At 67.3% G+C, this 25,243-nt stretch carries 18 protein-coding genes and 1 pseudogene; 6 read left to right on the top strand and 13 right to left on the bottom strand.

Annotated features, from left to right (window positions below):
• Positions 1-9: 9 nt before the first annotated feature.
• From M1K48_RS08365 to pgl, 3 genes are all read left to right on the top strand, one after another.
• Positions 10-1,404 carry an HlyD family type I secretion periplasmic adaptor subunit gene (locus tag M1K48_RS08365; protein WP_249454338.1) on the top strand — a complete coding sequence of 465 codons (1,395 nt, stop codon included), beginning with the start codon at positions 10-12 and terminating at the stop codon, positions 1,402-1,404.
• Between the two features lie 153 nt (positions 1,405-1,557).
• Positions 1,558-3,366 (top strand): TolC family outer membrane protein, encoded by a 1,809-nt coding sequence (locus M1K48_RS08370; RefSeq protein WP_249454340.1) that lies wholly within the window; start codon positions 1,558-1,560, stop codon positions 3,364-3,366.
• A 99-nt stretch (positions 3,367-3,465) separates the two neighbouring features.
• Positions 3,466-4,167 carry a 6-phosphogluconolactonase gene (gene pgl, locus M1K48_RS08375; protein WP_249454341.1) on the top strand — a complete coding sequence of 234 codons (702 nt, stop codon included), beginning with the start codon at positions 3,466-3,468 and terminating at the stop codon, positions 4,165-4,167.
• 87 nt (positions 4,168-4,254) lie between these two features.
• Here pgl and M1K48_RS08380 read toward each other — a convergent pair whose 3' ends face one another.
• The 5 genes from M1K48_RS08380 to M1K48_RS08400 all read right to left on the bottom strand — a co-directional run bounded on the left by M1K48_RS08380 (position 4,255) and on the right by M1K48_RS08400 (position 10,938).
• The gene (locus M1K48_RS08380) at positions 4,255-8,013 is read right to left on the bottom strand and encodes a hypothetical protein (RefSeq protein ID WP_249454342.1); all 3,759 of its coding nucleotides are present in this window, start codon (positions 8,011-8,013) and stop codon (positions 4,255-4,257) included.
• A gap of 189 nt (positions 8,014-8,202) precedes the next feature.
• Entirely contained in the window at positions 8,203-9,036 is an 834-nt protein-coding gene (gene fghA, locus M1K48_RS08385) for an S-formylglutathione hydrolase (RefSeq protein ID WP_249505216.1), read from the bottom strand.
• A 13-nt stretch (positions 9,037-9,049) separates the two neighbouring features.
• A complete protein-coding gene (locus M1K48_RS08390; RefSeq protein WP_249454345.1) occupies positions 9,050-9,439 on the bottom strand; it encodes a VOC family protein in 390 nt (129 codons plus the stop codon).
• Positions 9,440-9,451: 12 nt separating this feature from the next.
• Entirely contained in the window at positions 9,452-9,826 is a 375-nt protein-coding gene (locus M1K48_RS08395) for a cupin domain-containing protein (RefSeq protein WP_249454346.1), read from the bottom strand.
• Entirely contained in the window at positions 9,826-10,938 is a 1,113-nt protein-coding gene (locus M1K48_RS08400; protein WP_249454348.1) for an S-(hydroxymethyl)glutathione dehydrogenase/class III alcohol dehydrogenase, read from the bottom strand. Before M1K48_RS08400 ends, M1K48_RS08395 begins: the two co-directional genes overlap by 1 nt.
• Positions 10,939-11,009: 71 nt before the next feature.
• Here M1K48_RS08400 and M1K48_RS08405 point away from each other — a divergent pair, with 71 nt between their 5' ends.
• Complete coding sequence (locus M1K48_RS08405; protein WP_249454350.1) at positions 11,010-11,768, top strand: SDR family NAD(P)-dependent oxidoreductase; 759 nt, start codon at positions 11,010-11,012, stop codon at positions 11,766-11,768.
• Positions 11,769-11,771: 3 nt separating this feature from the next.
• Here M1K48_RS08405 and M1K48_RS08410 read toward each other — a convergent pair.
• The 8 genes and pseudogenes from M1K48_RS08410 to M1K48_RS08445 all read right to left on the bottom strand — a co-directional run bounded on the left by M1K48_RS08410 (position 11,772) and on the right by M1K48_RS08445 (position 20,406).
• Positions 11,772-12,640 (bottom strand): annotated as a pseudogene (locus M1K48_RS08410) (class I SAM-dependent methyltransferase).
• A gap of 65 nt (positions 12,641-12,705) precedes the next feature.
• The gene (locus tag M1K48_RS08415) at positions 12,706-14,706 is read right to left on the bottom strand and encodes an acetyl-CoA carboxylase biotin carboxylase subunit (RefSeq protein ID WP_249454352.1); all 2,001 of its coding nucleotides are present in this window, start codon (positions 14,704-14,706) and stop codon (positions 12,706-12,708) included.
• 38 nt (positions 14,707-14,744) lie between these two features.
• Positions 14,745-15,089, bottom strand: a complete 345-nt coding sequence (locus M1K48_RS08420; protein WP_249454354.1) for a hypothetical protein — start codon at positions 15,087-15,089, stop codon at positions 14,745-14,747.
• Between the two features lie 80 nt (positions 15,090-15,169).
• Positions 15,170-16,036 carry an alpha/beta hydrolase gene (locus M1K48_RS08425; protein ID WP_249454356.1) on the bottom strand — a complete coding sequence of 289 codons (867 nt, stop codon included), beginning with the start codon at positions 16,034-16,036 and terminating at the stop codon, positions 15,170-15,172.
• Positions 16,033-18,165: a methylmalonyl-CoA mutase gene (scpA, locus tag M1K48_RS08430; protein ID WP_249454374.1), complete on the bottom strand. Its 2,133-nt coding sequence runs from the start codon at positions 18,163-18,165 to the stop codon at positions 16,033-16,035. Before scpA ends, M1K48_RS08425 begins: the two co-directional genes overlap by 4 nt.
• 44 nt (positions 18,166-18,209) lie before the next feature.
• The gene (locus M1K48_RS08435; protein ID WP_249454376.1) at positions 18,210-18,458 is read right to left on the bottom strand and encodes a hypothetical protein; all 249 of its coding nucleotides are present in this window, start codon (positions 18,456-18,458) and stop codon (positions 18,210-18,212) included.
• Positions 18,458-18,877, bottom strand: coding sequence for a methylmalonyl-CoA epimerase (mce, locus tag M1K48_RS08440; RefSeq protein ID WP_249454378.1), 420 nt, complete (start codon positions 18,875-18,877; stop codon positions 18,458-18,460). The genes M1K48_RS08435 and mce overlap by 1 nt, the downstream gene beginning before the upstream one ends.
• Positions 18,874-20,406 carry an acyl-CoA carboxylase subunit beta gene (locus tag M1K48_RS08445; RefSeq protein WP_249454382.1) on the bottom strand — a complete coding sequence of 511 codons (1,533 nt, stop codon included), beginning with the start codon at positions 20,404-20,406 and terminating at the stop codon, positions 18,874-18,876. The genes mce and M1K48_RS08445 overlap by 4 nt, the downstream gene beginning before the upstream one ends.
• A 311-nt stretch (positions 20,407-20,717) precedes the next feature.
• On the opposite strand from M1K48_RS08445, the gene glf reads away from it, so the two are divergent.
• Complete coding sequence (glf, locus tag M1K48_RS08450; protein ID WP_249454388.1) at positions 20,718-23,018, top strand: UDP-galactopyranose mutase; 2,301 nt, start codon at positions 20,718-20,720, stop codon at positions 23,016-23,018.
• A 19-nt stretch (positions 23,019-23,037) separates the two neighbouring features.
• Positions 23,038-25,194, top strand: a complete 2,157-nt coding sequence (locus M1K48_RS08455) for a family 1 glycosylhydrolase (protein ID WP_249454390.1) — start codon at positions 23,038-23,040, stop codon at positions 25,192-25,194.
• Positions 25,195-25,243 lie beyond the last annotated feature (49 nt).

A 25,243-nucleotide genomic window follows, 5' to 3' on the forward strand; every position in this document is an offset into this window, starting at 1 on the left:
GTGTCCGCCATGAACCTTGACCTTCCCGCCATCGCCATGCCCTCCAAATTTCCGGGCTTCGGCGGTGGAGGCGGCCGCAACCCGGCTCCCAAGGGGGTGGATGACCCGAGCTCGGACATGCGCCTCGGCTACATCATCGCCTTTGTCTTTTTCGTGCTGGTAATCGGCTGGGCTGCCCTTACCCGGCTCGACGCCGCGGCGATGGCCCCGGGCAAGCTGGTCATCGACGGGCAGCGGCAGGCCGTCCAGCACCGCGAAGGCGGCGTGGTCGGCGAAATCATGGTGCGCGAAGGACAACGGGTCGCCAAGGGCCAGGTCCTGCTCAGCCTTGCGGCCGCCGATGTCCGCGCGCAAGAGCGGGCGCTGTCGTCGCAGGCGATCACCCTGCTGGCACAGCGCGCCCGGCTCCAGTCGGAGCAGCTGGGACGCGACACGATCGCCACCCCGGTCGAATTCGCCAGCATGACCAATCCGCAGGACCGGATCGAGATCGCCCGCGCGCTCGAGGTGCAGCGCGCCCAGCTTCGCACCCGACTGGCGGTGGTCCAGGCGCAACGCGGGGCCTTCGCCCAACGCCGCGCCGGCGCGGGCAATCTGGGCCGCGGTTACAGCGAGCAGGTGTCGGCGCTCGATCAGCAGATCCGGTCGCTCGACCAGGAACTGGCGTCGCTGCGGACCGTGGCGGAGGAAGGATTCGTGTCGCAAAGCCGGATCCGCGCCCTGGAACGTGCCCGGGCCGAATTGATCGGACAGCGCGGCCAGTCCAGCGCGACCGTCGCACAGAGCCGGGACCAGGCCGGGGAAAGCCGTCTGCAGAGCCTCGAGGCGCAGAGCGACTATTTGGCCCGCAGCGCGACCGAATTGCGGGATGTCGAATCGGCGCTGAACGACGTCGTGCCCAAGCTTGCCGCGGCGCGCGACCAGCTTGCCCGGACCATCATCCGCAGTCCGGCAAGCGGCACCGTGGTCGGATTGCAGGTCTTCACGGCCGGTGGTGTCATCTCGCCGGGCCAGCGCCTGATGGACATCGTTCCCGACCGCGCGGCGCTGCATGTCGAAGGCAAGCTGACCGTCAATGACGGGGACGACGTGATGCCGGGACAGACCGCCTATGTCCGCTTCGATTCGCTGCACGAGCGCTCGTTGCCGCCGCTGGAGGGCACGGTCACGCGCGTGTCGGCCGACAGCTTCACCGACGAGAAGACGGGCGAAAGCTATTTCACCGCCGCGGTCGAGGTGAAGCCGTCGCAGCTTGCCCTGCTCAAGGACGTGCGAGGGCCCGATTTCCAGCTGCGCGCAGGCATGCCGGTCACCATCGAGATACCGGTCCGCCGCCGAACCGCGCTCCAGTATATGCTGGAGCCACTCACGGCGGCGATGCGCAAGGCCGGACGGGAGCATTGATCGGCTATTCGCCGCTCTATCGATTAACGCCGTTAACTAAGCTTGCTCTCGGACTGGTCGTGGTCCAATCTGAAGCAATGTTCTTCACCATCTGACGCGAGCCAGAGGGCGGCTCACGTCGGGGGAGCGGAAGGCAGCGAAGGGGACGGATCGTTGCGGGGGCCGAAGGAAACTTTCAGGTTCGGTGGGCGGCCTGCGGGGCTGCTGGCCAGTAGCGCCGCATTCCTGGTCTTTGCCGGCAGCGCCGCGGCCGCCGCTGACACGCTGCGCGACGCCCTTCGCGCGACGTACGACACCAGTCCCTCGCTGAATGCCCAGCGCGAGGCGCTGAAGGGCACCGATGCGAGCGTTGCGCTGGCGGTGTCGCAGGCGCGGCCGCAGATCGCCGCCACCGTCGGCCTCAACCGCGACCTGACCCGGTCGGGGGTGCTCGTCACCAATCGATCCAAGGGGCCGATCCTGTCGGGCGGGCTCGACGTCAACCTGCCGCTGTTCGCGGGCGGGCGGATCCGCAACTCGGTCGATGCCGCCAAGGCGCGGGTCGAGGCCGGGCGGGCGGTGCTTCGGGCGGTCGAGGGCGACGTCTTCGCCGAGGCGGTCGAGGCCTATATGGACGTGCTGCGCGACCGCGCGATCCTTGATCTCAACCGCAACCAGGTCCGGGTCCTGAACGAGAATCTGCGCGCCACCACCGACCTGTTCCAGGCCGGCGACCTGACCCGCACCGACATTGCCCAGTCGCAGGCGCGGCTGAGCAGCGCGTCGGCCCAGCTTGCCCTCGCGCAGTCGCGGCTGGGGGTCAGCGAGGAAGGCTACCTGCGAGTGATCGGCCGGCGTCCCGACCAGCTTGCCTCCCCGCCCCCGCTGCCGTCGCTCCCGTCCACGGCGAGCGAGGCGGCGCGGATCGCCATCGCCCGCAACCCCCGCCTGACCAACGCCCTGCAGCAGGCCCGGGCGGCCGGACTAGACGTGCGGGTCGCCTTTGCCGACCGGATGCCCAGCCTGTCGGGCGTGCTCGGCGGCGATTACGTGAACTATGTCTCCGACAACCCCGGGATCGGGGTGCCGCGTTCCGGCGTCCAGACCAGCGTCGGGCTCACGACCCGCATCCCGCTGTATCAGGGCGGCGCCCCCGCCGCGCGGGTCCGGCAGGCACGCGCGGCCGAGGGGCAGTTGCTGGAGCAGACCGTCGCGACCGAGCGGACGGTGGTCGCCACCGCCCGCTCGGCATTCATGAGCTACCAGGCCTCGCTGAAAGCGATCGCGTCGAACCAGGATGCGGTCAGCGCCAACGAGCTCGCCCTGCGCGGGACGCGGGCCGAGCGGCAGGTGGGGTCACGAACGGTGATTGAGGTGCTGAACGCCGAGCAGGAATTGCTGGCGACTCAGGTCGACCTGATCGCAGCCCGGCGCGATGCCTATGTGGCGGGGTTCCGGCTGCTTCAGGCGATGGGTCAGGCGAGTTCGGAAGACCTCAATCTCGGCGGCGGGTCGCTCTACGATCCGCTCGGCAATTACCGCGAGGTCGCAGGCGCATGGAGCGACTGGGGCGGCGCGGAGAAGCACGAGCCCCGCTCCACCCCTACCCTCAAGCTGGCAGAAGCGGCGCCCGAGCCTGTCACCGCGGAACCGCCGCAGCTGGCCTCCGCCGGGGTATCGGGGGCATCGCCACAGGTTCAGAGGGTGCTGGCGACGCCCATCGTACCGGTCCGCGCCGCGCCGGAGGTCAGGCCGGCGTCCGGCCGCTGGGCGATCCAGCTCGGCGCCTTTGCCCGGGCCGGCGCCCCGCAGGCACTGTTCGCGCGGCTGGCGGCGCGAATCGGGACGAAGGAGCCGAGTTACGTTCCGGCCGGAAGCGTGACCCGCCTGCTGGTCGGCCCCTACGCGAACCGGGAGGAGGCCGAGGCCGCCTGCCGCAGCCTGAATGCCGCCACCCCCTGCTTGCCCGTACGCCGCAACTGACGGCGGCGCCGCCGCGCTTGGCGGCAGTCCAGCCTTGACCCCGCCCCCGCACGGGACGAAGGCCCTCGCCTGCACCTGAATCCAAGCGAAGGACGTCCGATGATCGAAGCCGAATGGTGGGAATATGACAGCGTCGAGGAGATGGCCGACGCGGTCGCCGGCGACGTCGGCTTCATCATCGAAAGCGCGATCGACGCGCGCGACGCCTCGCTGCTGGCCCTTCCCGGGGGCAACACGCCGGGTCCGATCTTCACGAAGCTGGCGGCGCAGAAGCTGGCCTGGAAAAAGGTCACCATCGTCCCCACCGACGAGCGGCTGGTCGAGGTCAGCGACGAGCGCAGCAATGCGCGGCTGCTGGCGCAGAGCTTCATGAGGGCGGGCGCGCGGGTGATCCCGATCGGCGGCGAGAATGCCGACGTGGCCGCAGCGGGCAACATCGCCGATGCGCGGCTTCAGGACCTGCCGTGGCCACCCGACCTCGTCTGGCTGGGGATGGGCGCTGACGGGCATACCGCCTCGATCTTCCCCGGCGCCGACATGCAGAACGCGCTCGATGCGCCCAAGGCGCGGCGGGCGGTCGGGGTGATGCCCGACCCGCTGCCGGCCGACATGCCGGTGCCGCGGGTGACGCTGACCCGCGCCTCGCTGCTGTCGGCGCGGACCCTGATCATCACGATCACCGGCGCCGACAAGCGCGCACTGCTCGAGCAGGCGATCGCCGACGGCCAGTCGAGCAAGCTGCCGATAGGACGCGTGCTGGCCGAGGCCGAGCAGCCGATCGACATCCACTGGGCCCCGTAACGGCCCTCATTCCTTCTTTGGCGGCTCAACAGAAAGGGCGCCGGGATCTCTCCCGGCGCCCTTCCTGTTTTGCCGTGAGGCTCTGGCTTAGAAGCGGAAGCCGCCGCGCACGCCCCAACCGCGGACGTCGCCGAGGTCGACGAAGGCCGACAGCAGCGGACCACCGCCCGCACCGCCGCCGATGCCGGCTTCGATCCGGCCCCAGGTGCCGCGCTTCTGGTCGACCAGGCCGGTCGTCAGGGCACCCGACCGGACCACCAGGTCGGACGCATCGCCGAACTCATGGAAGACCTTGCCGTCGATGAACGGGGCGATCGGCGCCGCGAACGAAGCACGGGCCTGCAGGCGACCACGAGTGCTGGTGTAGCGATCGTTGTCGAATGACAGGTTGCCGAAGTTATAGTCGTCGACCCGGCTGCGGACGTAGCTGAGGCCGGCGCCGAGGTCGAAGTTCAGCGTTCCGGGGTTGCCGAAGCGGAAGCCGACTTCGCCGTCGATGCCGGTGCTCTTGCCTTCCGGGATGACGGTCAGCGCGCCGACCGAACTGTTGGTGACACGGACGTCGTAGACGTCACGCTTCAGCAACACGCCGGCATAGAGGCCCTGCTGGCCGCCGAACTGCCCGTAGACACCATAGTTATAGCCTTCGGCATCGAGGTTGGTGCCGAAGTCGGTGCCGCCCTCCGCATGCTCGTAACCGGCGGTGGCGCCGACCAGGAAGCTCGGTGCACCGAACTCGATCCCGCCCTGTGCGCCGCGACGCTTGGTCTCGAAGCGGCCCGAGGTGGTGAGCGCAGTACCGAACGCGGTGGTCGACCGGTTACGATCGCCGAAGCGCTCCTTCGAGTTGTAGAGCTGGGCCCAGATCCCGACCGGGCTCTTGCGCTCGTTGCCGAAGTCCACCCGGCGGCTCATCGCATAGGCCTGATAGGCTTCGGCCGACTGATACCAGATGTCATTGCCGAGGCGATTGACGAACAGCAGGTCGGCCGTCGCTTCATCGGGACGACCCACCAGGAACACGTCGGAACCGCGGGTTTCCAGCCCGAAGTTGACGAGGCCCGCGTTAGTCGGTCCGGCCAGCACGAACTGGCCCGCGGCCACGGTGCCGGCGTCGACCACCAGCGCACCGGTGGTGTCGATCACGACGCCGGTGAGGAAGGTCGGCAGGATGGTGGTAATGCCGGTGGTGGTGCCCGAATAGACCAGGCGATCCGCGGTGAAGACACCATTGGCGATCCCGACATCGACGCCGAGACGGGCATTGCCGGTCGCGGTGTAGTTGGCGGTGCCGAGGTTGAGCACGTCACCCGTGGCGCCATCGCGCAGGTCGATCAGACCGGCATTGTTGTTGAACGCTTCGAGGCCGGTGAAGGTCGCCCCGTTGAAGACGTTCAGCGTACCCGCCAGTGCGCCGGTGCCGGTCGTTCCGTTGTTGAACGTGTCGGTGCCGGCGCCGAAGTCAGTGGTGCCGGTGGCGTTGTAGACGCCGGTGTTGTTCACGCTGTCGTTGCCGTCACCAAAGGCGATGGCAGCGTTCTGGGTGAAGATGGTGCTGGTGTTGAAGGTGTCGTTGCCGGCACCGAAGTTTAGCGCGCCCGATTGGGTGAAGCCGGCCGTGCGGTTGTTGATGAAGGTGTCGTTACCCGCACCGAAGGCAAGCGGACCGCTGATCGACCCGGCAGTGCCGAGCGTCAGGGTCAGCGGGCCGGCGCCCGGGGCCAACACATAGCCGCTGGTTCCGGCAGTGGTGCTGTTGAGGGTGCCGTTGACGAGCAGGCTGTTGCCGGTCGCGCCGCCAAGGGTGATGGCGGTCGGGCCGGTGACGGTGACTCCCGAGTTGACGGTGACGCTGGCGGTGCCGGCCGTCTGGGCCCAGATGCCCGAACCCGCGGCGGTCGTGATGTTGCCGTTGGCGACAACCGCGACCGGGGCCGCACCGGCTGCAACCACGCGAACCGCAGCGAAGCTGGGATCGGCGGCAAGGTTGGCGGCGGTGGAGGTGACCACGCCGGTGGTGACGTTGACCGCCCCGGTGCCGGTGGTGGCGACGTCGATGCCGACGCTGTTAGCGCCGCTGACGGCGATGGTGCCGGTGTTGGTGACCGAGACGGGGCCGCCGCTGACGATCGAGATCGCGTCGGAGTTGGCACCGGTGACCGAGGCGCCGGCAACGGTTGCGGTGACCGCGCCCGCGCCGCCGGTGATCAGCAGGCCGGGGCTGTTGGCCCGGGCCGCGCTTCCGGCACCGGTGGTGAGGAGGCCTGTGGTGACGGTGATCGCGCCGGTGCTGGCGAGGGTCACGGCCGGAGCGTCAACTTCGGTGGTGGTGACCGCGCCGGTGACGAGGGTGATCGGACCGGTACCAGTGGCGATGACGATGCCGTCATTGGTGGTGCTGACCGCGCCGGTGGTCAGGTTGACCGTACCAGCGGTGCCGGTCGGCACGAACACGATCCCGCGCGAATTGATCCCGGTCAGGCTGACGGCGCCGACGGTGCCGGTCAGCCCGGCGCCGTTGACGAACACGCCGGTCGAATTGTCGCCGGTCGCCGTGATCGTGCCACCGCGCAGGTTGACGTTGCCGGTCGATACCGCGTCGACCCCGAAGGCTCCGGCGCCGCTGGCGTTGAGGCTGGTGAAGCCAGCGTCGATCAGGCCGGTTCCGGCACGCAGCTGCAAGGCGGCATCGGCGGCGCCGGTGGTGGTCACCGCGCCGGCGTTGGTGGTCACCGTGCCGGTGCTCGTGGTCGAGGCAAGGACGCCTTCGAATTGGGTGCTGCGGACTGAGGTGGTGTTCACCAGGACGTTGCCGCCCTGCGACAGGGCGAAGACCCCGCTGTTGCCGGTGGCGCTGACGGCGCCGCAATTGATGGTGACGTTACCGGCACCGCTGGTCTGGGCGAAGATCGCGCTGTTGCTGACCGCCGTGGTGGTGACGTTCGAGCAGCCGCCGATGTCGATCGCGCCGGTGGCATTGTTGAGCAGGGCGGAAATGCCGTTGCCGTTGGTGCTGGTCACGGTGCCGGTGCGGATCGTGATCCCGCCCGTGCTGCCGGCGAAGTTCTGACCAACGACGCCGAAGCCGTTGGCCGCAACGACATTGCCGACGGTCAGGTTGACCGCGCCGCCATTGGCGAGGACGCCCGAGGTCGCCGACGTGATGTTGCCGGCGCGAATGGCGTTGGTCGACGTCGTGCCCGACGAGACACTGATCGCGCGGTCGGCGGTGTTGAAGTTGCCGGCGGTGATGGAAACGTCGCCGGTCGTGGGCAGGACCGTCTGGATGCCGCGGCTTCCCGCGCCGGTGGTCGTGATGTCACCGGTGGTCAGCGTGAGGTTGCGCGCGCCGTCCACTCGCACGCCGAACGAACTGGACGAGGCAGTCGTGATCGGCGTTGCGCTGGTGCCGGTGGTGCTGATCGCGCCAACGGTGACCGTCGCGTCCTGTCCGGTGGCATTGATGGTGAGGCCGTTGGCGCTGGTGCCGCCGGTCGTCGTGATCCGCACCGGCGCGGTGGTGCCGATCGGAGTGAAATTAAGCGCCCCGCCGGTGGAGGTCAGATTGACGCCGGTGGCCGCCGTCGTGGCGATCGGGCCGGTGGCCGTGTAGCTGATGGTCGAAGGCGCAGTCGTGTTGACGGTGATCAGACCGGTGCCGGGAAGCGTCGTCGTGGTCGCGTCGGTGGTTGCGGTCAGAACCGTGGTGGTTCCGTCAACGCAGGTGACACTCGTGCCGGACTGGGAGCAGGTCGTGCTCTGTGCCGACGCCGCGCCCGGAAGGGCGAACATGGCCGCGGCGGCGGACACGGTGCTGAGCAACGCAAACTTGGTACGTGATGTCATGAATACGCTTCCTTTTCAGGAGGGCGCGCAAAGACACGGCGCCGACCCCCCTCTTGGTCTTCGAGAGCCCGCTGAACGGAGCAGAGTGATTTTTGGTTTCCCCCCAGGGCGTTAATTCGGGTTTGTGGCGCGGGGGATACGACCTAGATCAGGTTAACGCCGCTGGAGGGCAGCAGGTGTGGCGTGCGTCTAGCCAAGATGCCGAGCATGCCACTGGAGGTGGTCGGCCATGAAGGTCGAAACGAAATGATAGCTGTGGTCGTAGCCGGCCCGCACCGCCAGTTCGAGCGGCTGGCCGGCCGCCCGGCAAGCCTCCTCGAGCAATTCGGGACGAAGTTCGCGTTCGAGGAACGGGTCGGCCCCGCCGACGTCGACCTTGAGCGCCGGCAGCCGGTCGCCGCTGGCGATCAGCGCCACGGCATCATGGGCGCTCCACGCGTCGCGGTTCTCTCCAAGATAGCGCGAAAAGGCCTTTTCCCCCCACGGCACCTGGCTCGGCGCGACGATTGGGGCGAAGGCCGACACGCTGCGGAAGCGGGCCGGGTGGCGCAGCGCCACGGTCAATGCGCCATGCCCGCCCATGCTGTGCCCGGTGATCGCCTGCCGGTCGAGGTCGAGCGCCGGGAATTCGGCGGCGACGAGGGCGGGGAGCTCCTTGGTGACGTAGCTCCACATCCGGTAATGGGTCGACCACGGCGCCTCGGTCGCATCGACGTAGAAGCCGGCACCGAGGCCAATGTCCCACCCCTCCTCGTCCGCCACCCCGTCGCCGCGCGGAGAGGTGTCGGGGGCAAGGAAGGCTAGGCCGAGCTCGGCGCAGGAGCGGCGATACTCGCCCTTGTCGGTAACGTTGGCGTGGGTGCAGGTCAGCCCCGACAGGTAGGTCACCAGCGGCACCTTACCCTGCTCCGCCTGCGGCGGCAGGAACAGGGAAAAGGTCATCGGGGTGGCGGTCGCCGCACTGTCGTGCGTGACGACGAGCTGGCGGCCGCCGTGGCTGAGGACGTCGGAGCTGATCTGCATCTCGGTCATGGCCTCAGGCGTCGTTCGGCATCCGGTGCATGGCGCAGATCTTGTTGCCGTCGGGATCGCGAAGGTAGGCGAGGTAGAGGTTGACCCCCATCCCGCTGCGAACGCCGGGGTCGTCCTCGATCGGGGTCCCCCCGGCGGCGATCCCGGCCTCGTGCCAGGCGTGGGCCTGCTCCGGCCCGGTCACCGCGAAGCCCAGGGTGCAGCCGTTGCCGTGGGTCGCGGGCTGGCCGTCGATCGGCTTGGTGATGATAAAGATGCCGCCGTCCTTCAGGTACATGATGCGACCCTTGGGATCGACCCGCCCCTCGCGCCCGCCAGTGGCGGTGAACAGCGCGTCGTAGAATTTCTTGGACCGCTCGAGGTCGTTCGACCCGATCATGACATGGCTGAACATGGTGGCTCCTTCTTAGGATTGTGGCGAGGGGGACAGAGCAACTGGCGGCTGCTGGGGTGAGCCATCGCCGACATTATGGGTCCCGTTGGGCTCGATGTTGAGGAGGCGGACTTCGCCGTAGCGGGCGACGGGACGATGTTCGATGCCGCGCGGGACGGTAAAGGCGTCGCCGGCGGAAAGCGTCACCGTCCGGTCCCGAAGCTCGATATCAATCTTGCCGTCGAGGACGAGGAAAAAGTCGTCCGTGTCGGCATGGCTGTGCCACACGAATTCGCCCTCGGCTTTGACGATGCGGATGTCGTTGCCGTTGTAGCTGGCGACGATCCGCGGCGCCCAATGGTCCGAGAAGCTGTCAAAGGTGGCCGGCAGGTTGACCTTGTCCTGCATCAATAGACGACCACAGCCCGGATGCTCTCGCCCCGGTGCATCAGATCAAAACCCTTGTTGATTTCGTCAAGGCTCAGGACATGCGTGATCATCGGGTCGATCGCGATCTTGCCGTCCATGTACCAGTCGACGATCTTGGGCACGTCGGTGCGGCCCTTGGCTCCGCCAAACGCGGTCCCGCGCCAGTTGCGCCCGGTGACCAGCTGGAATGGGCGGGTGGCGATCTCCTTGCCGGCCTCGGCCACGCCGATGACGATCGAGGTACCCCAGCCGCGGTGGCAGGCTTCCAATGCGGTGCGCATGACCTCGGTATTGCCGGTGCAGTCGAAGGTGTAATCGGCGCCTCCGTCGGTCATTTCGACGATCCTGGCCACGGTCTCGTCACGGCTCATGCCCCCCGTGTTGAGGAAGTCGGTCATCCCGAATTGCCGGCCCCATTCCTCGCGGTCGGGGTTGAGGTCGACGCCGATGATCCTGTTCGCGCCGGCGAGCCTGGCGCCCTGCACCACGTTGAGGCCGATCCCGCCGAGCCCGAACACCACCACATTCTCGCCGACCTGGACCTTGGCGGTGTTGACCACCGCCCCGACCCCGGTGGTGACCCCGCAACCGATGTAGCAGCTGGTCTGGAACGGCGCGTCCTCGCGGATCTTCGCCACCGCGATCTCGGGCAGGACGGTGAAGTTCGAGAAGGTAGAGCAGCCCATGTAATGGAAGATCGGTTCGCCCTTGTAGCTGAAGCGCGTCGTCCCGTCGGGCATCAGCCCCTTGCCCTGTGTCGCGCGGATCGCGGTGCAGAGGTTGGTCTTGCCGCTGAGGCACGACTTACACTGGCGGCATTCGGGAGTGTAGAGTGGGATGACGTGGTCGCCGGGCTTCACTGAGGTGACCCCGGCCCCGACCTCGCGGACGATCCCGGCGCCTTCATGCCCGAGCACCGAGGGGAAGATGCCTTCGCTGTCGAGCCCGTCCAGCGTGTAGGCATCGGTGTGGCAGATGCCCGTCGCCATGATCTCGACCAGCACTTCGCCGGCCTTCGGCCCTTCGAGGTCGAGCTCGACGATCTCGAGCGGCTGCTTGGCGGCAAAGGCAACGGCGGCGCGGGTCTTCATGGATCACTCCTTTGCGCGCCTGTTGCCACGTCGCACCGGCTCGGCCAAGCCGCAGTATAAGGAGACGCCGAATGATCTTCGCGACTGGCAAGCATGCACTGATCACTGGCGGCGGAACCGGCATCGGCGCCGGCGCCGCACGCGCGCTCGCCGCGGCGGGGGCGAAGGTGTCGCTGCTCGGACGGCGGCGCGAACCGCTGGAGGCGGTGGCGGCCGAGACCGGCGGCCTGGCGATCGTCTGCGACGTCACCGACCCCGACGCCCAGGCCCGCGCCTTTGCCGAGGCGCGCGAGGCATTCGGCCCGCTCGACATCGTCATCCTCAATGCCGGCATCGGCGACAGCCGCCCATTCCTGCGTACGGGCCGCGACAGCTGGAACGCGATCATCGCCACCAACCTAACCGCCCTGTTCGACGGCGCCCAGCTCGCGCTGCCCGACCTTCAGGCGCCGGGCAAAAGGCTGATCATCGTCGCCTCGGTCGCCGGCCTAAAGGGGGGCGCGATGGCCGCGCCCTATGTCGCCTCCAAGCATGGCGCGGTCGGCCTGACCCGCAGCCTCGCGCTCGAGTTCGCCCGCACTGGCCTCACCGTCAACGCCATCTGCCCCAGCTTCGTCGACACCCCAATGGTCGACGACAGCGCGGCCCGCATCGCCAATGCAACCGGCAAGGGCATCGACGAGGCCCGCCAGCTGCTTGCCCGCGCCAACGGCAACGGGCGGCTGATCACGGTCGACGAGGTAACCCACGCGATCCTGCAATTGTGCCACCCCGACGCCGGCGGCGTGAACGGTGCCTGCGTGACGATCGACGGTGGGACCAGCGCCTGACGCTCAGCCGGCCGGCTTGACCGCCGTCACCCGCAGGAAGGTCGCCGGAATCTCGGTCCGTTGCGGGTCGCCGCTTCCGTTCTGCCGCTCGAACAGATCGACCAGTTCGCGCTCGAGCTCCTCTTCGCGCCCGCTGTCACGGGCGGCGGCAAAGGCGTTCATGGTCGGCCCGTAATAGTCGCGGAAATGGGCGACGAAGTCGGCTGGCGGTCCGGGGTGCCGGAACACGAAGCTGTCGCGCTCGCAGGTCACGTCCTCGATCCCCGCCGCGGCGAAGCGGGCGCGGACCTGTTCTTCCTGCCCCCACAGCATCGGGCTGACGAAGCCTTCGGGCGGCGGCGGCGAGTATGCCGCGCTGGTCTTGAGGATCTGCGCGACGAGGGTCGGGTCGCCGGGAATCCAGTTGCCCATGGTGATCGTGCCGCCTGGCCGGGTCACCCGCGCCATCTCCTTGGCGACATCCTCGGGCCGGGGCGCGAACATCGCCCCGAACACCGTCACCACCCGGTCGAAACTGGCGTCGTCGATCCCGGCGAGGTCGCTGGCGTCGCCTTCCTCGAACCGGCAGTGGTCAGTTCCGCCGCTTCGGCCCGGCGATTGCCAGCGGCGACCAGGTTGGCGGCGATATCGACGCCGAGCACCTCGGCGCCGCGCTCGGCGGCCGGAAGCGCGGTGGTCCCGTCGCCGCAGCCAAGGTCGAGGACGCGCTCGCCCGCGCCGATCCCGATCCGCTCGACCAGTTCGGTCCCGCTTTGCCGCATGGCGTCGGCGATGCTGGTGAAGTCACCCTTTTCCCAAAGTGCCTTGTTCGCGTTCATCGTTTGCTCCCGCATGCTTGCTGGACCGCCAAAGGGGGCGGTCGCCCGACGCATGAGTGAGCTGCCACTACCGAATCGGAACCCGGGGCCGCCGATGCTTAACCTAGCACAGGCCGGCGCTACTCGAACTCGACGATGACCTCGTCGACGGCAACGCTCGATCCGGCGGCGACCGGGGTGGCCTTGACCGTCGCGCTTTTCTCGGCGCGCAGGATGTTCTCCATTTTCATCGCCTCCATGACGGCGATCGGCTGGCCGGCCTCGACCTTGTCGCCGACCGCAACGTCGAGCCGCGTGACCAGCCCCGGCATCGGCGCGAGGAGGAAGCGCGACAGGTCGGGCGGGATCTTCTCGATCATGTGCCGGGCCAATTCGGCGACCATCGGGGTCATCACGGTGACCCTGTGGCTGCCGCCGCGCGTGGTCATGCGCCATGCCCGGCCCTGCTTCTCGACCAGCAGGATCCGAGCGCGGTGGCCGATACGGGCGCGGATCAGCCGCTGGCCGGGGACATAGTCGGCCTCGAACGCGAGGGGCTCGCCGCCGTCCACCCGCACCTTGTCGAGGGCAAAATGGACGCGATGCTCGGCGCCGCCATCGAGCCGGACGACATGCTCGCGCGCGGTGGGGGCGGGCGTGCCGAGTTGCTGGTCGATCTGGAGTGCTCGGGTTTCGTGCACTGTGCCGATGAAGGCGGCGAGTGCGCTGAGGTCGGCGGTCAGGGCCTCGTCCAGCGGCGCCCCGGCGAAGCCGTCGGGATATTCCTCGGCGATGAAGCCGGTTGTGATCTCGCCCGAGCGGAAACGCGGGTGCTGCATCAGCGCCGACAGGAAGTCGACGTTATGGCTGATCCCGCCGATGTCGAACCCGTCCAGCGCCTCGACCTGCGCCTCGATCGCCGCCTCGCGGGTCGGTGCCCAGGTGATCAGCTTGGCGATCATCGGATCGTAGAACATCGAGATCTCGCCGCCCTGGCGGACGCCGTCGTCGACCCGCGTGCGGGTGTCGCCCTCGATGCCGACCTTTGCCGGCCGGTAGCGGACCAGCCGCCCCGTGCTCGGCAGGAAGCCGCGATAGGGGTCCTCGGCATAGACCCGGGTCTCGACGCTCCAGCCATTCAGCTGGACGTCGTCCTGGGTGAAGCCGAGCGGCTCACCCGCAGCGACGCGGATCATCTGCTCGACGAGGTCGAGGCCGGTGATCTCCTCAGTGACCGGATGCTCGACCTGCAGCCGGGTGTTCATTTCGAGGAAGTAGAAGCTCTCGCCGGTGGTGTCGGCGCCCGATACGATCAGCTCGACCGTACCGGCGCTGTGATAGCCGACCGCCTGGGCCAGCGCGACGCACTGCTCGCCCATCGCCTTGCGCATCTTCGGCGTGACGAACGGCGACGGTGCTTCCTCCACCACCTTCTGGTGGCGACGCTGGATGCTGCATTCGCGCTCGTTCAGGTAGACGATGTTGCCATGCCTGTCGCCGAGCAGCTGGATCTCGATGTGGCGCGGGCTTTCGATGAACTTCTCGATGAAGACCCGGTCGTCGCCGAAGCTGGCGAGGCCCTCGCGCTTTGTCGCCTCAAAGCCGTCGCGCACGTCCTGCTCGCTCCAGGCCAGGCGCATGCCCTTGCCGCCGCCGCCGGCGGAGGCCTTCATCATCACCGGATAGCCGATCTCGCCGGCGATCCGCACCGCGTCATCGGTGGTGGCGATGTCGCCGAGGAACCCCGGTACGACATTGACGCCGGCAGCTAGGGCCAGCTTCTTGGATTCGATCTTGTCGCCCATCGCGGCGATCGCGTTGGCCGGCGGGCCGATGAAGGCGATATTCTCCGCCGCCAGCGCTTCGACGAAGCTGGCGCGCTCGGACAGGAAGCCGTAGCCCGGATGCACCGCCTCGGCGCCGGTCGCCTTGCACGCGGCGATGATCAGGTCGGCCTTGAGATAGCTTTCGCCGGCCGGCGGTGGCCCCAGGCGAACAGCTTCGTCAGCCAGTTCGACGTGGGGGGCGCGGGCGTCAGCGTCCGAATAAACGGCAACCGTTTTGATGCCCATGCGGCGCGCGGTGCGGATCACGCGGCAAGCGATTTCACCGCGATTGGCGATCAGTATCTTGGAGAACATGGAACAGGTGCCTAGCGCCCCCGTCGCGCCAAGCAAAGCTATCCGCCGCTAAGGCCGCCGATGAAGACCGCCATGAAGGCACCGACGCCCATGCCGAGGAAGCCGGGTGCCGCACGGCCGAGCAGCCGCGCCGTCCGCGGCACCGGCTTTCCTTCAGCTGCGGCCCGGACCAGCTGGTCGGCACCCGAAAAGGAGCAAGCGCCCGCCACGCCCAGCGCTATGACGATGATCCCGAGCGGAATGGGATCAACCTTTGCGCCGCCGGCCTGGGACAGCGATAAGGCACCGCCGATCGCCAGCAGAGACAAGGACGTCAGATGCTTGAACCAGTCGTACAGCAGGCGGTCGGCCTCGGTGACCTGGGGTGTTTCGTCCTCGTCCATGCCTTCGTTCCCCTTGTTCGGCGCCAGCCACACTCCCCTGCCTAAGCCCTGGTCGGGCCTGCGCCACCAAGATTCTGCCTCTAGTTCGCCTTCACCGGAGCGGGGCCGCAGTGGACCTCGAAGCCAAACTCGGGAGACGCGGCTTGGCCGGGCGGAAGCAGGAACTGGAGCGCCTGCGCCTCGACTTGGTGATAGATGGTGGCGTGGGTCTGATCGAGCCGCGGAGCAACGCACAGGTCGGTGCCGGCGGCCCGCGCCGCGGCGGCCACGCGGTTGGCCGCGGCGGGCTCTTCCAGCTGTTCCTTAGCGAGGGCGACATACAGGCGCTTGCCGCGCTGGGCGGTGCCGATGATGGCAGCGCGGCGGCTCAGGGCCTGCTTGTCCCACCACAAGCTGGGATCGATCGCGGCGTAACCGTCGAACAGGGTGGGCTCGACCATGTAGGTTTCGACCACGAACAGGCCGGCAAGCGACTCGCCGATCACCACGCCCTTGCCGGCCGTGCGATACTGCGCCTCGATCAAGGGCTTCACCTCGTCGCGGACAAAGGCGCGAAAGGCGCCGGACGAACCGGCAGCGGGGTACTTGCGGAGGAGCTCGGGATCTTGCGTCTTGCCGACCAGTTCGCGGCGGCGATCCTTGGTCTCGATCCCGACTACGATGGCGTCGTCCATCCGGCCCGAGATCGAACCCAGCTGGACCACACCCGCGACATGCAGCAGGTCCTGGTCAACTCCGCCGTCCAACAGGTAGATCACCGGGAAGCGGCGGTTTGCGGCCTTAGCGTAGCTGACGGGCAGTACGACGTTGATCGTTCGCTGCTCGCCCAGCGCCCTGGACTGAAGAGTGCGGCTGACTCCGATTGTGATCGGCGTGGCGGCCGCGGGAGCCTGTGCCTGCAGCGCAGCTGGAGTTGCAAGCAGCAGCGCCGCAAGCGGGACCTTCATTCGGCGGCCTGATCGATCGGCGGATTGTTGTGGCCAAGCAGGCGGAGCACTTCGTCGGCGGCGTCTGCGAGGTTGGTGCCGGGACCGAAGATCGCCTGCACCCCCGCGGCGCGAAGCTCGGCATAGTCCTGCGCCGGGATGACGCCGCCGGCGATCACCTTGATGTCGGGCGCGCCAAGGTCCTTGAGGTGCCCGATCAACTCGGGGATGAGGGTCTTGTGGCCGGCCGCGAGGCTGCTCGCGCCAACCACGTCGACCTTGGCTTCGACCGCCAGCTCGGCAGCTTCACGCGGGGTCTGGAACAGGGGACCGGCGATGATCTCGAAGCCAAGGTCGCCGAACGCCGAACTGACCAGGTTGGCTCCGCGGTCGTGGCCGTCCTGGCCCATCTTGGCGACCAGCATGCGCGGCTTGCGGCCAAGACGGCTGGTGACCGCGACGGTGCCCTGCTTGGCCTCTTCCCAGCGGACGTCGGCGCGCTGGCCGTAGATGCCGGACACGGGCTCGGGCTTGGTCGCGTAGCGGCCGAACACCCGTTCCAGCGCGTCCGAGATTTCACCGAGGGTGGCGCGGGCGCGGGCCGCATCGACGGCGAGGGCAAGGAGATTGGCGTTGTTCCGCGCGCCCTGCTCCAATGCTTCGAGCGCCGACTGAACCGCCGCCTCGTCACGAGTTGCCCGGATGCGCTGGAGCCGTTCGATCTGGCCGGCGCGAACCTTGGCGTTGTCGACCTCGAGAATGTCGAGCTCGGCCTCTTCTGGCAGGCGATAGCGGTTGACCCCGACGATCACCGCCTCGCCGGTATCGACCTTGGACTGGCGTAGGGCGGCGGCTTCCTCGATCCGGCGCTTGGGAAGGCCTTCGGTGACGGCCTTGGTCATGCCGCCGAGTTCCTCGACCTCCTGGATCAGCGCCCAGGCTTTTTCCTCGAGCTCACGGGTCAGCGCTTCGACGTACCAACTGCCGCCCAAAGGATCGGCGACGGCGGTGACTCCGCTTTCCTCGGCGAGGATCAGCTGGGTGTTGCGGGCGATGCGCGCCGAGAAGTCGGTCGGCAGCGCGATCGCTTCGTCGAAACTATTGGTGTGGAGCGACTGGGTGCCCCCCAGCACCGCCGCGAGCGCTTCGATCGTGGTGCGGACGATGTTATTGTAGGGGTCCTGCTCGGTCAGCGACACGCCCGACGTCTGGCAGTGGGTGCGCAGCAGCTTGGACTTCTCCGATTGCGCGCCGAGATCGGTCATGATCCGCCCCCACAGGGTGCGCGCCGCGCGCATCTTGGCGACCTCCATGAAGAGGTTCATCCCGATGCCCCAGAAGAAGCTGAGGCGCGGCGCGAAGGCGTCGATGTCGAGCCCCGACTTCACCGCGGCGCGGACATATTCCATGCCGTCGGCGAGGGTGTAGGCCATCTCCTGGACCGCCGTCGCCCCGGCCTCGTGCATGTGATAGCCAGAGATGGAGATCGAGTTGAACCTGGGCATCTCGCGGCTGGTGAAGGCGATGATGTCGGACACGATCCGCATCGAGGGCTGCGGCGGATAGATGTAGGTGTTGCGGACCGCGAATTCTTTGAGGATGTCGTTCTGGATCGTGCCCGACAGCGCCTTGCGGTCGACGCCCTGCTCCTCGCCCGCGACGATATAGAAGGCGAGCACCGGCAGCACCGCCCCGTTCATGGTCATGCTGACCGACATCTCGCCGAGCGGAATGCCATCGAACAGCAGCTTCATGTCCTCGACACTGTCGATCGCTACGCCCGCCTTGCCGACATCGCCGGTGACGCGCGGGTGGTCGCTATCGTAGCCGCGATGGGTAGCGAGATCGAACGCGACCGAGAGGCCCTTCTGCCCGGCAGCGAGGTTGCGGCGATAAAAGGCGTTCGATTCCTCGGCGGTCGAGAAGCCGGCGTACTGGCGGATGGTCCAAGGCCGGCCGGCGTACATCGTAGCATAAGGGCCGCGCGTGTAAGGCGAGACGCCCGGATAGCCGGGGTCGATCCCAGCCGAGTCCTCGGGGCCGTAGACGGTCTTGAGGGTGATCCCCTCGGGCGTGGTGCGGGTCAGGTCGGCGCCACGCGATTCCTTGGCGGCGAGGGTCTTCCAGGCGTCGTGATTGTCGGTGGACATGGGGCCGTGCCCTAAACCCAAGCGGGCGGCACGAAAACCCTTGGCTAGCGCCCGCTTCGAAAGCCGAGGTCGAGCAGCAGGTCGGCGGCGATGAAGAACAGCAGCACGACCATCCCGACATTGACCAACACCAGTCCCCAGAACCGCGCCTCGCCCGCTTCGGTGCGCTTGAGGCGAGTGCGATAGAGCGGCACCTCGCCGCTGCGCAGGGCGCCCGCAATCCGCTGCAGTACGAACAGACCGAGCACGGCGCACAGGGCGCCGATCAGCAGTTCCTCGCCGCGGCTGCCCATCAATGTGCCTGCTTGGGGCTTTCCATGATCTCGGTCAGAGTCCCGCCGGTGTCTTTGGGATGGAGGAAGAAGATCGGAGTGCCATGGGCGCCGATCCGAGTCGGGCCGAGGATGCGGGCGCCGACCCCTTCGAAGTGGGCGCGGGCAGCTTCGATGTCGTCGACTTCGAAGCAGACATGATGCTGTCCGCCCTGCGGGTTCTTCTCGATGAACTTCGCCACCGGGCTATCGGACCCAAGCGGCTCGATCAGCTCGATTTGGCTATTAGGTGCATCGACGAAGCACACGCGAACGCCCTGTACGGGGAGGTCGAACGGCGGCGAAGACGGCTCAGCGCCGAATAGCGTGCGATAGGTCTCGAGGCTCTTCTCGATCGATGGGGTGGCGACCCCGATATGGTTCAGGCGTCCAAGTTTCATAGCGGAATGTTGTCGTGCTTCTTCCACGGGTTTTCGAGCTGCTTGTCCTTGAGCTTGCGAAGGCCCAGCGCGACCTTGCGGCGGGTTTCCTGCGGCTGGATGACGTCGTCGATGAAGCCCATGCTCGCCGCCACGAAGGGGTTGGCGAAGCGGTCTTCATATTCCTTGGTGCGCGCGGCGATCAGTTCGGCGTCGCCCCGGTCCTGACGGAAGATGATCTCCACCGCGCCCTTGGCGCCCATCACCGCGATCTCGGCGGTCGGCCAGGCGTAATTCAAGTCGCCGCGGAGGTGCTTGGAGGCCATGACGTCATAGGCCCCGCCATAGGCCTTGCGGGTGATGACGGTGATCTTGGGGACGGTCGCTTCGGCATAAGCGAACAGCAATTTGGCGCCATGCTTGATGATGCCGTTATGTTCCTGGCCGACGCCGGGGAGGAAGCCGGGCACGTCGACAAAGGTCAGGATCGGAATGTCGAAGGCGTCGCAGAAGCGGACGAAGCGGGCGGCCTTCTTGGACGAGTTGATGTCGAGCACGCCGGCCAGCACCATCGGCTGGTTGGCGACGACGCCCACGGTGCGGCCTTCGATCCGGCAGAAGCCGATGATGATGTTGGCGGCGTGGGCGGGCTGAAGCTCGAAGAAGTCGCCTTCGTCGGCGACATTCCGAATCAGTTCGTGCATGTCGTAGGGCTGATTGGCGCTGGGCGGGATCAAGGTGTCGAGGCTGGGCTCGGCGCGGTCCCACGGGTCCTCGGTCGGGCGCTCTGGCACCGACACGCGGTTCGACAGCGGCAGGAAGTCGAAGAACTCGCGCGCCGCGAGCAGCGCATCGATGTCGTTCTCCAGCGCGAGGTCGGCAACCGACGACTTGGTGGTGTGGGTGACCGCGCCACCCAGTTCCTCCTGCGTCACGACCTCGTTGGTGACGGTCTTCACCACCTCCGGGCCGGTGACGAACATGTAGCTCGAATCTTTGACCATGAAGATGAAGTCGGTCATCGCCGGCGAATAGACCGCCCCGCCCGCGCACGGGCCCATGATGAGGGACAGCTGCGGCACCACGCCCGACGCCAGCACGTTGCGCTGGAACACCTCGGCATAGCCGGCGAGGCTGGCGACGCCCTCCTGGATGCGCGCGCCGCCCGAATCGTTGAGTCCGATCACCGGCGCGCCGACCTTCATCGCCGCGTCCATGATCTTGCAGATCTTCTGCGCGTGGCGCTCGCTGAGCGAGCCGCCGAACACGGTGAAGTCCTGCGCAAAGACATAGACCAGGCGGCCGTTGATGGTTCCGCTGCCGGTCACCACCCCGTCGCCGGGAAAACGCTGGTCGGCCATTCCGAACTCGGTCGCATTATGCTCGACGAAGGCATCGACCTCTTCGAAGCTGCCTTCGTCGAGGAGGACGGCCAACCGCTCGCGGGCGGTCAGCCGCCCCTTGGCGTGCTGGGCGTCGATTCGTTTGGCGCCTCCGCCGATGTGCGCGGCGGCGCGGCGGCGTTCCAGTTCTGCAATGGTACTGCTCATGGCCCGCTCTTCGCGCCCGCGCGGCGAGGCGTCAATCCGAGCCCGTGCCGCACCTGCGAAGACGGCCACGGAACCGAAAGGCTGAACGATTGTTCATTCTCTCAAGCGCAAGGCGAATTCCGTTTGCCGCAGCGCAGCATCACTCAGCCGAATTGAGCCGCCATCCCGCGGAACCCGAATCGGCGAACCGTTGTTTGACCGTAACTACCTAAGCTCTTGAGAGAGGTTCCTATCGCATGTTCGAGAAAGTCGGCGTAAACGACTCTGGTTCTTCTCCGGTTCGCACCGCGCAGGGCAAAGGAACGACCCTGTTGTGCTTTTCGCATCTTCGCTGGGACTTCGTGTTCCAGCGCCCCCAGCATCTGATGAGCCGGTTCGCCAAGTCGATGCCGGTCGTAATTTGGGAAGAACCGATCTTCGCCGAAGCCGGCGCCGGACCGTCGCTCGATGAACGCTCGGCCAAGGACATGGCGAACGTGACGGTGGTCACGCCGCGCATCCCCGAAGGCCTGGATGTCGATGCCGAGCGCACGATCCTCAAAGGCCTGCTCGACAGCTATTCGGCGACCCTCGATGGCCGCCTGATCCGCTGGTACTACACGCCGATGATGCTGCCCTTCTCGCGGCATCTGGATTCGGTCGCCACCGTCTATGACTGCATGGACGAGCTGAGCGCCTTCCGTTTCGCACCGACCGAACTGCTCGACCTCGAGCGTGAGCTGCTGGAGGCGGCCGACATCGTCTTTACCGGCGGCTATTCGCTGTACGAAGCCAAGAAGAAGCGGCACGGCAACGTCCACCCCTTCCCCTCTTCGGTCGATCGCGCCCACTTCGGCGCGGCCCGCGGCGGTATCGCCGATCCTGCCGATCAGGCCGGGATCGCCCATCCGCGGCTCGGTTTCTACGGCGTCATCGACGAGCGGATCGACCTCGACCTCCTCGCCAGCGTCGCCGACCTCCGGCCCGACTGGCAGCTGGTGATGGTCGGCCCGGTGGTGAAGATCAGCGAAGTTGACCTGCCCCGCCGCCCGAACATCCACTACCTTGGCGGCAAGAGCTACGACGAGTTGCCGACCTACCTCGGCAACTGGGACGTGGCGATGATGCCGTTCGCCATCAACGAGGCGACCCGCTTCATCTCGCCGACCAAGACCCCCGAATATCTTGCCGCCGGCAAGCCGGTGGTCTCGACGCCAATCAAGGACGTCAAGCGTCACTACGAGAAGCTGTCCGGCGTGATGATCGCCGCCACGGCCGCACAGTTCGTCGACGCCGGCGAGCGCGCGCATGCCCTGACTGCCGGTCAGGACGGCGAGTGGCTGGCCGAAGTCGACCTGGCGCTGGCCGACATGAGCTGGGACACCACTCAGGCCCGGATGGCCGCGCTACTCGGCGAGGTAACGAAGGAAGGCCAGAAGATCGAGCGCCCGGCATTCGGGCAGGGGCAGTACACCCACACCAAAAACAAGAAGTACGATTACCTGATCGTCGGCTGCGGCTTTGCCGGATCGGTCCTGGCCGAGCGGCTGGCGACCCAGCATGGTGCCCGCGTGCTGATGATCGACAAGCGCGATCACGTCGCCGGCAATGCCTATGACGAATATGACAAGAACGGCATCCTGTACCACAAGTACGGGCCGCATATCTTCCACGCCAACAGCGATGAGATCGTCAGCTACCTGTCGCAGTTCACCCAGTGGCGCCCGTACGAGCACCGCGTGCTCGCCAACGTCCGCGACCAGCAGGTGCCGATCCCGATCAACCGCACCACCTTGAACATGCTGTTCAATGCCGGGCTGAAGACCGACGAGGACGCCGCGGCGTTCCTGGCGGCACGGGCCGAGCCGGTGGCGGATATAAAGACCAGCGAGGACGTCGTCGTCAACGCGGTCGGCCGCGAGCTCTACGAGCTGTTCTTCCAAGGCTACACGCGCAAGCAATGGGGTCTCGACCCGAGCGAGCTCGACAAGCTGGTGACGGCGCGGATCCCGACCCGGACCAATACCGACGACCGTTATTTCACCGACAAGCACCAGATCATGCCGCTCGAGGGCTACACCCGGATGTTCGAGCGCATGCTGGACCATCCGCTGATCGACAAGTCGCTCGGCACTGACTTCCGCGACGTGCGGAACGAGATCGACGCCGCGCACATTATCTACACCGGCCCGATCGACGAATATTTCGACTGGCGCTTCGGCAAGCTGCCCTATCGCTCGCTGCGCTTCGTCCACTCGACGATCGACAAGGAGTGGTTCCAGGAGGTGGGCACGGTCAACTATCCGTCGACCGACATCCCCTACACCCGGATCAGCGAATACAAGCACCTGACCGGGCAGCAGCATCCGCGGACCTCGATCACGCTTGAATATCCAAGCGCCGAGGGTGATCCCTATTACCCGATTCCGCGGCCGGAGAACCAGGCGTTGTTCAAGCGCTACGAAGCGCTGGCGGATTCGACCGCCGGGGTGACCTTTGTCGGTCGCCTGGCGACCTACCGTTACTACAACATGGACCAGATCGTGGGTCAGGCCCTCGCCACGTTCCGCCGGATGGACGAAGTCCGCACCCGCACCGGCGCGAGTAGCCAGGAGCTTCGACTGGCCATCTAAGGCCAGTTGACGCCGCTCCATGAAAGAAGGTCACGAACGCAGCACTCCGCCCCTCGAATTATGGGGCGGAGTGGAATGCACGGTTGTTCGCCTCGGCGACCAGTATCGTGACCAGGTGGTGGAGACCGGCCATTCGGTCCGCCTCGCCGACCTCGATGCCATCGCCGAGCTGGGCATCAGGACCGTCCGCTACCCCATCGTATGGGAGCGGGTGGCGCCCGACGATCCCGACAAGCTCGACTTCGCCTGGCACGACGAGCGGCTGCGGCGACTGCGCGACCTCGGCATCCGGGTTATTGGCGGGCTCGTCCACCATGGCTCGGGGCCACGCTACACCAGCCTGCTCGATCCCGATTTCGGCGATAAGTTGGGGCGCTATGCGGCCAAGGTCGCCGAACGCTATCCGTGGATAGACCAGTGGACCCCGGTCAACGAGCCGCTGACCACCGCCCGCTTCGCCTGCATGTACGGCCACTGGTATCCGCACCGGCACAGCCTGAACGAGACGCTGCTGGCGCTCGCCAACGAATGCAACGGCTCGCTCCAGGCGATGCGGGCGATCCGCAAGGTCATCCCCCACGCGCGGCACGTCACCACCGAGGACCTCGGCAAGACCTGGTCGACCCCCGCCCTCGCCTACCAGGCAAATCACGAGAACGAACGGCGCTGGCTCAGCCTCGACCTGCTGGCGGGCCGGGTCGACGCCGACCACGGCTTCTACACGCCGCTACGCAAAGCTGGGGTGCCCGACGCGCTGCTCGACGATCTGCGTTCCGGCGAGGCGACCCCCGACCTCATCGGGATCAACCATTACCTGACCAGCGAGCGCTATCTCGACCAGCGCGCCGGACGCTATCCGGGCGAGCCGGTCGGAACCAACGGCCGGCAGAAGTACGTCGATCTCGAAGCGGTGCGGATGCCGCGCCTCGCCGGGCTGACCGGCCCTGCCGCCCGGCTGCGCGAGGCGTGGGAACGCTACGGCATCCCGCTCGCCATCACCGAAGTCCACCATGGCTGCACCCGCGAGGAGCAGTTGCGGTGGCTGCACGAAGTGTGGGCCGCTGCCGAGACCGTCAGGGACGAGGGCGTCGACGTCCGCGCGGTCACCCTGTGGTCGCTGTTCGGCAACGTCGACTGGCGCTCGCTGCTCACCCTGCGCGAGGGGATCTACGACGTCGGCGCGTTCGACACGCGCGGTGGCGGCACCCGCCCGACGCTGATCGCCAAGGCCGCAGCGGCGCTGGCGAAGGGGAGCATGCTCCAGCATCCGGTCGGCGCAGGCATGCCGTGGTGGAAGCGGCCGGAGCGTTTCTACATCGGGTCGGAGCCGTGCCCGCCCGAACGCTTCGGGAGCCAGCCCTTGCTCGTCACCGGCGCCACCGGCACGCTCGGCCAGGCATTTGCGCGCATCTGCACCCGCCGCGGGCTGGCCCACCGGGTCACCGACCGCGCCGCACTCGACATCACCGACGCCGCCAGCATCGCCAATGCGCTTGACCGGCTGCGGCCGTGGGCGGTGGTCAATACCGCCGGCTTCGTCCGCGTGCCCGAAGCCGAGCATCAGCCCGACGACTGCTTCGCGATCAACACCACCGGTCCTGAACTGCTCGCCGCCGCCTGCCACCGCCGCGGCATCCCGTTCGTCACCTTCTCGTCCGACCTGGTGTTCGACGGCAAGCTTGGCCGCGCCTATCTCGAGCCCGATCCGACCAGCCCGACCTGTGTCTACGGCGAAAGCAAGGCGCTGGCGGAGGATCGCGTGCTGGAGATCGATCCGCGGGCCCTGATCGTCCGCACCAGCGCGTTCTTCGGCCCGTGGGATCCGCACAACTTCCTCCACCACACCGTGGCGGCATTAAGCCGCGGCGAGGAAGTGCATGCCAGCGGCAATGCCATTGTCTCGCCGACCTATGTCCCCGATCTCGTTCACGCGACGCTCGACCTGCTGCTCGATGGCGAGCGCGGGATCTGGCACCTGGCGAACGTCGGAAGCATTAGCTGGCACGACCTCGCCCACGAAATTGCCGGGCGGACCAACCTGTGTCCCAAAAAGATCCGCGATTCGGGCGGCGACCGCGCCAACAACACGCTGGGCACCAATCGCGGCCAGATATTGCGCCCGCTGACCGCCGCGCTGGACGATTATGTCCGCTATGCCGAAACGCTGCCCCGCTAGGCGCGGTTGAACCTTCGCGCGCCCTCGTGCTTTGACGGGGCGAGAAAGG

The sequence above is a fragment of the Sphingomonas glaciei genome (genome assembly GCF_023380025.1).
Lineage (GTDB): Bacteria > Pseudomonadota > Alphaproteobacteria > Sphingomonadales > Sphingomonadaceae > Sphingomicrobium > Sphingomicrobium glaciei.